Raw genomic sequence first — 9,064 nt, 5'->3', positions numbered from 1 at the left:
GTATTTACACACATACAAAACAAAGAAGGTTCAAGAAGGCACCAAATGAATATTTAAACAATCTTGAAACCAAATGGTTAAGGCACAACTAAACCATTGTGTTAGTTGTGCCGTCTAAGAAAAAAAAAGCCTCAAAAGGGCTTCAACCTGTCCTCTCCTCCTGCAGAAGTCGCCCCTCCCATCCCGTCCGCTTTGGCTAGGGGAAAAAATGGGAGGTTGCTTGACCATAAATAGAGAGATCTATGTAAGACGGAAAGCAATGATTGAATGTGTCTTTGCAGATTTGAAACACAAAAGCATGGGTTGCAGGCGATGCTTGTTATTGCTTCCATGAACCTAAGAAAATTAGCCAATTGGCACTGGAGAAACAAACATCCTCCAGTGTCACGAACCCAAAAGAGACAAAATAACGTAAAAACGAGTTTGAGACAAAACTAGCTTTGGACCTACTGGCAATGGCTTCACACGCCACAAGCCCGTTATGAGCAACCCACTCACAACGGGCTTTAAAAGATCGTGGCGGTTCCGCTCATTGCTTAAAGGCTGGGATAAAAGGTAAAAAAAACAACCTTTTGTCACAGCCCCGTTTCGTCTACGGTCTGAAGCCTCAAAATGATTTTTTCAACTCTTTGAGACTCCTCGTAGCGACGGTTGTACGAGCGCAGGAAACTAAATTCCTTTTAGCCACCGCAGCCGCAATCATATTGTGGAAATGTGTATTCCTTATACAGTTTGCCACCTTCCAATTCCCCTGTATTCGTTTCATAGATTCTAACTAAGGAGGCTTTATCCTGATAAGCTAATATGCTCGCTTGCTCTTTCATGTCAGCGGCGGCCTTAACCGGATATTCGTTCATATCTATGCAAAAATCATCATGCTTGCAAACATCATACGTCACCGCATAATAATATTTTTCCATCATCATCCCGCCCTCTCAACTTATCCATTTTCAGTCTTCACAGGAATACAACCGTTCAGCATCGCTCCTCCGTCCGGATGATTAGCGGCATGCAGCTCGCCGCCGTGCCGCCCAATGATTCTCCGGGCAATCGTTAATCCTAATCCAACTCCGCCTGTCGCCCGGTTGCGCGATTCCTCGCCGCGGTACAATGGTTCAAAAACACGCTGAAGCTCTTCAGCGGTGAAGCCGGCTCCTTCATCACGGATCATGAAGCGGACATTATCAGCTATTAGATCATATTCGATAACAATTTTACCATTTTGAGGGGTGTGCCGCACCGCATTGTCCAACATATTCGTGAGCGCCCGTTCCAGTAAATGCCCATCTCCGAGTACAGAGCATGATGCCTCAGCCTCTTTTACTAAAATAGATACCTCCCGCTGCCGCGCCTGCGGTTTGATCGTCTCAACCGCTCGCCTGCACACTTCGCCAAAGTCGACCGGCTGTTGTTGAAGTGGACTTTCACTATAATCCGTTTTCGTAAAAGTGAACAGTTCTTCTACGAGCCGGTCAAGCTGGCCCGACTTCTCCTTACAGACCGCAACATATTTCGAGACTTGCTCCGGCGACCGGGCGATTCCCTGCTCGAGCCCATCTAAATAGCCGCGCAAAGCGAATAAAGGAGTGCGCAAATCATGGGCGACCGCCGCTATGACAAAACGACGCTCCTCTTCAAGCTCAACCTGCTTCCGGAACGACTCAGTAAGCCCTGCCACCATCACGCGAAACGCGTCACCTACATCGGCGATTTCCTTCATTCTCGAGGAAGGCAGCTCCACTTCAAAATCCCCATCCGCCAGCCGGCGCGCATTGAAGCTTAATTGCTCGAGCGGTGTGATGACCCAGCGCCTCATCGCCAGACCAATGAGAAACAGCGCCAGAAGAAATCCGGCAAACGCCGCGATCAGCTGAATCGCCCGGGAATTTTGCTGATAAATGAGGACGCGGGCTGTGACATTTCCATCCTCGACAAGCGAAAATTGTTCACTTATTGAAAAGCGGCTCTCCCCCGCAGAATTTGATTGAAAAATCACCTCACCCGCAGCTGAAACAATCTCCACCTCAACATCCAGCTCTTGCAAGTAAGTGGAAAATTGCCTTTGCCAGGCCTGATCTGTCCAGTTTTCCATATTGGCTTCAATCAGCCGCGCTGTCTGTTCAAAATTGGCTTCCTGAGAGTCCGTCAGATCAAAGCTGAAAGTCTTTGTGTTGATGACATGAGCAGTCACTAAGAACACCCACGGAACAAGCGAAATAAAAAATAAGCTGAGCAAGGTAAATTTACGAATCCGAATCGTTTTCATCTCGTTCTCCTATAAAACGGTAGCCAATCCCCCAAACGTTAACAATATATTGCGGTTCATTCGGCTCCGCTTCAATTTTTTCGCGCAGTCTGCTGAGATGGACGCGCACGGTATGTTTATCGCCAACTCCAGCCCAGAATTTCTCAAGCAGCTGCTCATATGTAAACACCTGCTTAGGATGCTCGGCCAGCAGCTTTAATAATTCGTATTCCTTCGGGGTGAGCGATGTCTGCCTCCCATCAATTTCAACTTCCCGCGTTGCTACATTCAAGCTAAGCCCGCCGTAACGCAGCACCATGCTTTCTCTGCCCTGCCGGCCGGCGGCACGGCGCAACACAGCTTTCACCCGGGCTATGATCTCTCCTGGCGAAGCTGTTTTGACGATATAGTCATCGCCTCCGAGAGCGAGCCCGCGAATTTTATCAACATCGTCGCTGCGGGCACTTAGAAACAAAATCGGCACGTTGCTTTTTTGACGAATGTGACGGCATAATTCAAAACCGTCCGGTCCCGGCATCATAATATCAATGATCATACAGTCAACTCTACTTTCAGCAAACAGGGCCAGCGCTTGTCCGGTGTCATAGGCTGTTATCACTTCAAATCCATCATTCCGTAAAAAGTCACGTAACAGTTCAACAATACTTTGATCATCGTCGACGATTAACACCGTATGCTTCATCGATCCCCACCCCTTTCAACCACAACCAGTTTACCATTTTTCCCACAAGCAACAAACGAACGTAACAAGTTGTGATCCTTTTGTGATGCTTTTGCTCCTTATTTTGAGACATCTGATTGCTATTCTCATTTTGTAGAAAGATAACACTCAAATTGGAGGTCACCACCATGCATATTCAGATTGTCCTGTTTGACAGCTTTGATGTATTGGACGTTATCGCCCCGTATGAAGTATTTACAGCGGCCGCGGCCTGCTGCGATCAAGAAATCACGGTTGAGCTCGTCTCGGCCGAAGGAGCGCGGCTTGTGCAGAGCGGCGTTAACCAGCTGGCTCTTCCGGCAAGCGCCGAACTTGATCCAACGCGCTCCGGCCTAATCCTCGTTCCCGGGGCGGCCGGAGCGGTTGATGACGGTCCGGACTCGATTCCGCACAAACTACAGCAGACCGCCAATACAGAATTAGGTCCTCTTCTTAAAGAGGCGGTGGGAAAGCCTGATCTTCTGCTCGCGACAGTGTGCGGCGGCTCACTCATTTTAGCAATGGCCGGTTTATTATCAGGGCGCCATGCCGTCACCCACCATCTCGGAATGGAGCTGTTAAAAGCGGTCGACGCCATTCCTGTTCATGCCCGCGTCGTCGATGATGGCGACCTTGTCAGCGGCGGCGGTGTCACTTCGGGACTGGATGTGGCTCTATATTTAGTCGAACGGGAGCTTGGGCCGCGGATTGCTCTCTCTGTTGAACAGCTGTTTGACTACGAGCGCCGGGGAACGGTCTGGAGGAACAGCGGCAGCGCTCCGGTAAAGCCAGAGCAGCAAGCCGAAGCTGAGCTCCCTGCTCTGTCCAAAACAGATACCCGTTCAAACATTGAGGGGAAATGGGAGACGACGATCGCCACCCCAATCGGAAAACTCGACGTTTTATTTAACTTCTCTCACAAGGAGGGCCGGCTCACCGGGACAGCGACGCAAGGAGAGGAAACCATCCCCTTGGAGCGTCTCACGTTTGCAGGAAATGAAGGAACGTGGTTCATGAATGTCACTAAACCAATGCGGCTTTCACTCAAATTCCGCGTGGTTGTCGAGAATGACCAGCTCCGTGGAGAGGCAAAAGCCGGTCTGCTTCCAGCATCCAGATTAACTGGCAGACGGATTTCCTAGCGAGGTGACGGCCATGTATTCATTCTTTGTTTTCGTCCATGTCGTCAGCGCCTTGTTTCTCGGTAGTTTCCTTTCGCTGCCTTTCGTCGTTCACACGGTTACCCGCCGGACAGGCAAGGAGCGAAAGGCAGCCCTGCAAACGATAATCAGCCTCACCCGGGCCGGTCATTATGCATTGCTTTCTTTATTCGTGACAGGAGGCTGGCTGGTTGTCCGTTATTCAGCCCACCCTTCCATGCTCTGGGTCGGACTGTCTGTATGCCTGCTCATCCTGGCAGCCGGATTGATCGGGATGATGACAAAACGATTGAAGCAGATAAACGCTGAAGATCAGCCGCATCTCGCAAAAATAAAAGCGTACAGCTGGCTGACAGCGTTAATGATTATTGCTTCTTTGTTCATCATGACGAACCGTCAGCTGTTTTCTTAGAAAGGAAACTCGTTTATGAAAAAAATGATAATAATCCTGCTCGTTTCATTCTCATTGATGTGGGTGCTGCATACCTTTTCAAAAAATTTCATCGTTGATCCAAGCCTAAACTCTTTTCTTTCCCGCAAGGATCAACTGCTTACAAATGAAGCGCTTTGGCTGCTGATGGTCCAGCTTCACATTGCTCTTGCCATCATTTCTCTGATAACCGGCCCTCTTGGGGTGATTAAGGCGCTTCGGCGAAAGTCGCTGAGCTTTCACCGCTGGAATGGCCGAATTTATGTGCTGTCGATTTTGTTGAATTTCATTCCCGGTGTCTACGTCTCTTTCTTTGCAACAGGAGGCTGGATCAGCACCGTCGGGTTTCTCGTATTAAATACACTGTGGCTCGTCACGACATTTCTCGGCTATTTCTATGCCAGGAAACGACAGATTGGTTTGCATAGCCGCTGGATAACAAGGAGCTTCCTGCTCTCCTTCGCCAACATGACAATTTATATCATTGTCGCCATTAGCCATCATGCAGTCGGTTTTTCCTACGGTGCATCCTACACGATCGCCGTCTGGCTCTGCTGGATCATCAACCTACTGCTGGCCGAGTGGATCATTCGCGCGAAAATGCTCACAGCTTAGATGCTGTCTTTTCAGACCTTGGCCATGCCGGCAAAGGATCTCACGCCTTTTCTCGCATTACACTACTAAAAGAGCAGGGAAAGTTGCCCCCTGCTCTTTGAAACCTTACTTCTCCACGACATCAATGAAGTCGTGGTAATGTTCTATAAAGTAACCTTCCAGCATCTGCTCCAGCTTCCCGCCAAGTCGGCCATATTCCTCATCGGCTTTTTCAATTAGCCTGTAAAACGGATCTTCTTCGCTTTCATCATGTTCGAGCGCTTGATACAAGCTCCATAATTTTTGCCCATATGCTTTTTCAATTCGCGCACAGTCATGAGCGCCAATCTTCTCAAGTGCGGCTATCAGCTCCTGAAAATAATGCTCACTTCCTACCGCTTCAATCATATCCTCTGCCGCTGAAAGGAAGCCTTCATGGCCGCCGCTTTCCATCCCGGAGTAGTAGTGAAACAGATTGAACGCATCATTGACTGCCTCACTTTCTGTCGGATACTCATATTCCACAAGCGCTGCAATCACCGCGTTCCAGATTTCTTCAGGCTGCCTTACTTCATTTTTGTTTACGTTCGGCTTCTTCATCCACTCACGCTCCTGTTCTTGATGAATCCTGCTTCCATCATACCTCACGCAAGCCAACTATCGCACGAAAATACCGGTAATCCGCTTTTCATCCGGTTTAGCATTATTATATAATGACAGCAACTGGAGTACTTTCATCAGAATAGCTTCGCGGGGCAAATGATCGAAAAATAAGGAGGACTAAGGAGATGACAAAGAAAAAACCTCAGCCGGTGCGTATTAAAGAAAACAATTGGACAATTGACGAGTATTACCGCTTGCCTGAAGATGGAAACCAGTATGAAATCATTAATGGTGTCCTGGAAATGAAGCCTTCTCCAAGCACGACCCATCAGCGTATCAGTCACAAGCTTGAGCGAACACTGACAGACTCATGCGAATCAGAGTACATTATCTTCGATGCCCCAATAGACGTCGTTCTCTCTGAAAAAGAGACAAGGCAGCCGGACATTTTACTAATCCACAGAAGTCGTGAACATATTATTGAAGAACATGCTATCGTCGGACCGCCCGATCTGGTCATTGAAATCATCTCACCGAGCACAGCGAAACAGGACCGGACCGAAAAGCTGGAATCGTATGCAAGCTTCGGCGTAGCTGAATACTGGATTGCCGATCATGCCAACCTGACAATTGAACAATATGGCTTACGTAAAGAAGAAAGTCGCTACCAGCTGCTGAACTTTTTTGCGCAGGACGATACTGTTTTTTCTGAACGAATTGCTTGTGCCTCATTCGTCGTAAAAGACGTGCTGACGATCAAAAAAACGCGCGGCGGCTCTTCTTAGAAGCAGTAGGCGGCGCTCTTCCCACAGCTACTTTTACAACAGAGAGACAGGCGGACCGAATCGAACAGCCCGCCCGGATACTTCCTTTTTGATGCTAGTGACCTTTTGCGCGCCGAACCGTTACGGTTTCGCCGGCAATCCCCCAATTATCCGTTTCAACCTCATCAATCGTCACCACTGTCGTATTCGGATTTTTTCCTAAAACATCGACGAGCAATTGCGTCGCTCCGCGGATCAGCTCCGCTTTTTTCTCTTGTGTTACATCTTCCTTCGTTATTTTAATGTTTATATATGGCATGCAAATGTCCCCTTTCCTTGTTAGGAGCTGCCTGCTCGTATCGAATTCCGCCGACAAGCAGGAACGCACCGATGAAGACAGCGCTCGCAGCTCCGATTAAAGCTGAATGATAGCTCCCCGTGTATGAGGAGAGGATGCCGGCAAGTGTCGGACCAATCATCTGGCCTCCGGCATAAACCGCCGTTAAATAGCCAATGACGCGGTTGCTGTTTGTCGGACTGATTTGCCGCCCCAGTGTCGCTGCCAATGTCGTAATGCCGATAAACGTCGCGCCAAACAGGCTGGCACTGATGAGTAAGCTGACTTGCGACAAGGAAAAGACAGGCAGGGCAATCCCCACGGCCTGAAGAACCATCGCCATCATCAACGCCTTGCTATAGCCCGTTTTTTTCGCGAGCATCGACCAGATGATGCAGGATGGCACCGCCGCCAAACCGACAACCGTCCAGACAACTGTCGCGTCACCATTAAAGGCCGGTGTATTGGCGGCAATCGCGACAATGAACGTTCCGGTTACGATATAGCCGAGCCCTTCCAACCCATAGGAGACGATTAACCATGGCAGCCACTTGCGGGGTGGCGCGGGCATGGCGCTAATTTGCTGCTCCCGTTTCGTTGCGGGGCCAGGTGAATCTTTGAGCCACAGCCAAATGAAAAGCGCGAGAAGTGCGCTGACAGCCGCCAGTCCAATCCAGACTCCCTGCCAATCAAACAGATGATGCAAGCCGGGAATAAATAAGGTAGAGAAAAAGATTCCAAGCCCGACTCCTGAATAGAACAAACCCGACCAGCTCGTTCTCCCCGTCGCTGCCAGCTTATCGAGCACGATGCTTGAAGCAAGCACAAAAATAAACGCGCTCGCCACTCCGGAAACAAGCCGTAGCAGCAGCATTAGAAAATAGGAAGTGGTCAACCCCATACTGAGCGTCGTCACAATGCTGACCACCAGGCCGGTCCTGACATAAAAGGTTTTGCTTTTAGCCAAAGGAAGCATTCCCGCTAAACAGGCTCCAATTAAATAGCCGGCGTAATTGCTTGAAGCAAGATAGCCTGCGTCTGCATCCGTAAAGAAAAGCGCCTGTTGCATCAGGGGAAGAAGCGGGGTATAGGCAAATCTTCCAATCCCCATCGCAACCATTAAGGCAAAAATTCCTCCTGTCAAAAGGAGCAAAGGATGCTTCGTCACTCTTTCACCTCCGTTCTTTTTTATCTTACCTGCTTCTTGCTATATGGTATAATACGTAAAATAGATATTCTGCTATCTGTATTTTATATGCCAATAGGAAAGGCGGGATTCCGATCGATTTTCAGGCATTACGATTTTTTCAGGCTGTTGCCAGACTAGGCAGTATTTCCAGGGCGGCAAATGAGCTCAACTATGCACAATCAAATCTCACCGCCAAAATCCGTCAATTGGAAGCGACATTGCAAACGACGCTTTTTTATCGCCATAATCGCGGTACAACCTTAACCGAAAAAGGAAAATTACTCCTTTCCTATACGGATGAACTGTTTCAGCTTTTAGAAGAAATGGAAAGCGTCATGAGGGATGATCAAACGCCACAAGGCTCTCTAACGATCGGTTCGATGGAAACGACGGCCGCGGTCCGCTTGCCAGCGTTGCTTTCAACCTTTCACCGCCAGCATCCCGCTGTTGATCTGACCTTAAAAACTGGGCCGACCGAACAGAGCATTCAAGACGTGCTTCACTATGAGCTTGATGGCGCATTTGTTGCCGGTCCCATCGAGCATCCCGATCTTGTCTGCGAAACGGTGATTGAAGAGGAGCTTGTGCTTCTCACCGATACGCTCCATCAGCCTCTCTCTTCTTTACGAGATATCGAAAACCGAACCATTCTCGTCTTTCGCAACGGCTGTTCATACCGGGCCCGCTTCGAGGACTGGCTGCGCTATGAAGGGGTGATTCCGGAAAAGATGATGGAGCTTGGCACACTCGACGGGATTATTGGCTGCGTCTCAGCCGGGCTCGGGGTCAGCCTGCTTCCGCGCAGCGTCGTCGAAAAGCACAGCGAAGCAACTCAATTGGTGCTGCACCCTATTCCACGACAATTCGGCAAGGTCAACACGCTCTTCATTTACCGCAAAGATCAGCATCTGTCCGCTTCCTTGCGCGAATTTATGAACCTCTCTCTCATGCTCTAAGTTGGGTATAGAAATCCAGGCTGCTAAAAAGTGAAGGTTCACTTTTTTAGCAGCCTGGATTTTGT

The 9,064-nt window shown here is 49.1% G+C and carries 11 protein-coding genes and 1 pseudogene; 6 read left to right on the top strand and 6 right to left on the bottom strand.

The annotated features are described in order from the left end of the window. Positions 1-226: 226 nt before the first annotated feature. Positions 227-438 (top strand): annotated as a pseudogene (locus tag M3212_RS17105) (hypothetical protein); the annotation flags it as partial. A gap of 242 nt (positions 439-680) precedes the next feature. Here the strand turns inward: M3212_RS17105 and M3212_RS17100 are convergent. Genes M3212_RS17100 through M3212_RS17090 form a run of 3 tightly spaced genes read right to left on the bottom strand, consistent with a single transcriptional unit; the run spans position 681 to position 2,948 of the window. Next, positions 681-923 carry a hypothetical protein gene (locus M3212_RS17100; RefSeq protein WP_251195186.1) on the bottom strand — a complete coding sequence of 81 codons (243 nt, stop codon included), beginning with the start codon at positions 921-923 and terminating at the stop codon, positions 681-683. A gap of 17 nt (positions 924-940) precedes the next feature. Then, positions 941-2,266 (bottom strand): sensor histidine kinase, encoded by a 1,326-nt coding sequence (locus M3212_RS17095; RefSeq protein ID WP_251195185.1) that lies wholly within the window; start codon positions 2,264-2,266, stop codon positions 941-943. Further along, positions 2,244-2,948, bottom strand: a complete 705-nt coding sequence (locus M3212_RS17090) for a response regulator transcription factor (protein ID WP_251195184.1) — start codon at positions 2,946-2,948, stop codon at positions 2,244-2,246. Before M3212_RS17090 ends, M3212_RS17095 begins: the two co-directional genes overlap by 23 nt. 167 nt (positions 2,949-3,115) lie before the next feature. On the opposite strand from M3212_RS17090, the gene M3212_RS17085 reads away from it, so the two are divergent. Genes M3212_RS17085 through M3212_RS17075 form a run of 3 tightly spaced genes read left to right on the top strand, consistent with a single transcriptional unit; the run spans position 3,116 to position 5,171 of the window. Then, positions 3,116-4,108, top strand: coding sequence for a DJ-1/PfpI family protein (locus tag M3212_RS17085; protein ID WP_251195183.1), 993 nt, complete (start codon positions 3,116-3,118; stop codon positions 4,106-4,108). A gap of 13 nt (positions 4,109-4,121) precedes the next feature. Beyond that, the gene (locus tag M3212_RS17080) at positions 4,122-4,538 is read left to right on the top strand and encodes a hypothetical protein (protein WP_251195182.1); all 417 of its coding nucleotides are present in this window, start codon (positions 4,122-4,124) and stop codon (positions 4,536-4,538) included. A gap of 15 nt (positions 4,539-4,553) precedes the next feature. Continuing rightward, positions 4,554-5,171, top strand: a complete 618-nt coding sequence (locus M3212_RS17075; protein WP_251195181.1) for a DUF2306 domain-containing protein — start codon at positions 4,554-4,556, stop codon at positions 5,169-5,171. A gap of 105 nt (positions 5,172-5,276) precedes the next feature. Here the strand turns inward: M3212_RS17075 and M3212_RS17070 are convergent, their stop codons facing one another. Then, entirely contained in the window at positions 5,277-5,750 is a 474-nt protein-coding gene (locus M3212_RS17070; RefSeq protein ID WP_251195180.1) for a DMP19 family protein, read from the bottom strand. 188 nt (positions 5,751-5,938) lie between these two features. On the opposite strand from M3212_RS17070, the gene M3212_RS17065 reads away from it, so the two are divergent. Next, positions 5,939-6,538, top strand: a complete 600-nt coding sequence (locus tag M3212_RS17065; protein WP_251195179.1) for a Uma2 family endonuclease — start codon at positions 5,939-5,941, stop codon at positions 6,536-6,538. A gap of 94 nt (positions 6,539-6,632) precedes the next feature. On the opposite strand, the gene M3212_RS17060 is transcribed toward M3212_RS17065, so the two are convergent. Together M3212_RS17060 and M3212_RS17055 are read right to left on the bottom strand one after the other, a co-directional pair. Next, positions 6,633-6,836: a 2-hydroxymuconate tautomerase family protein gene (locus tag M3212_RS17060; protein ID WP_251195178.1), complete on the bottom strand. Its 204-nt coding sequence runs from the start codon at positions 6,834-6,836 to the stop codon at positions 6,633-6,635. Further along, positions 6,817-8,022 carry a YbfB/YjiJ family MFS transporter gene (locus M3212_RS17055; protein WP_251195177.1) on the bottom strand — a complete coding sequence of 402 codons (1,206 nt, stop codon included), beginning with the start codon at positions 8,020-8,022 and terminating at the stop codon, positions 6,817-6,819. The genes M3212_RS17060 and M3212_RS17055 overlap by 20 nt, the downstream gene beginning before the upstream one ends. Positions 8,023-8,135: 113 nt before the next feature. Between M3212_RS17055 and M3212_RS17050 the strand changes: the two genes are divergently transcribed. Continuing rightward, the gene (locus M3212_RS17050) at positions 8,136-8,999 is read left to right on the top strand and encodes a LysR family transcriptional regulator (protein ID WP_251195191.1); all 864 of its coding nucleotides are present in this window, start codon (positions 8,136-8,138) and stop codon (positions 8,997-8,999) included. The last annotated feature ends 65 nt before the right edge of the window (positions 9,000-9,064 follow it).

The sequence above is a fragment of the Halalkalibacter oceani genome, assembly GCF_023715705.1.
In the GTDB taxonomy this organism is placed as follows: Bacteria; Bacillota; Bacilli; order Bacillales; family Bacillaceae_D; genus Halalkalibacter; species Halalkalibacter oceani_A.
The sequence above is the reverse complement of the archived record's forward strand: the minus strand, read 5'-3'. Positions and strand labels throughout refer to the sequence as shown.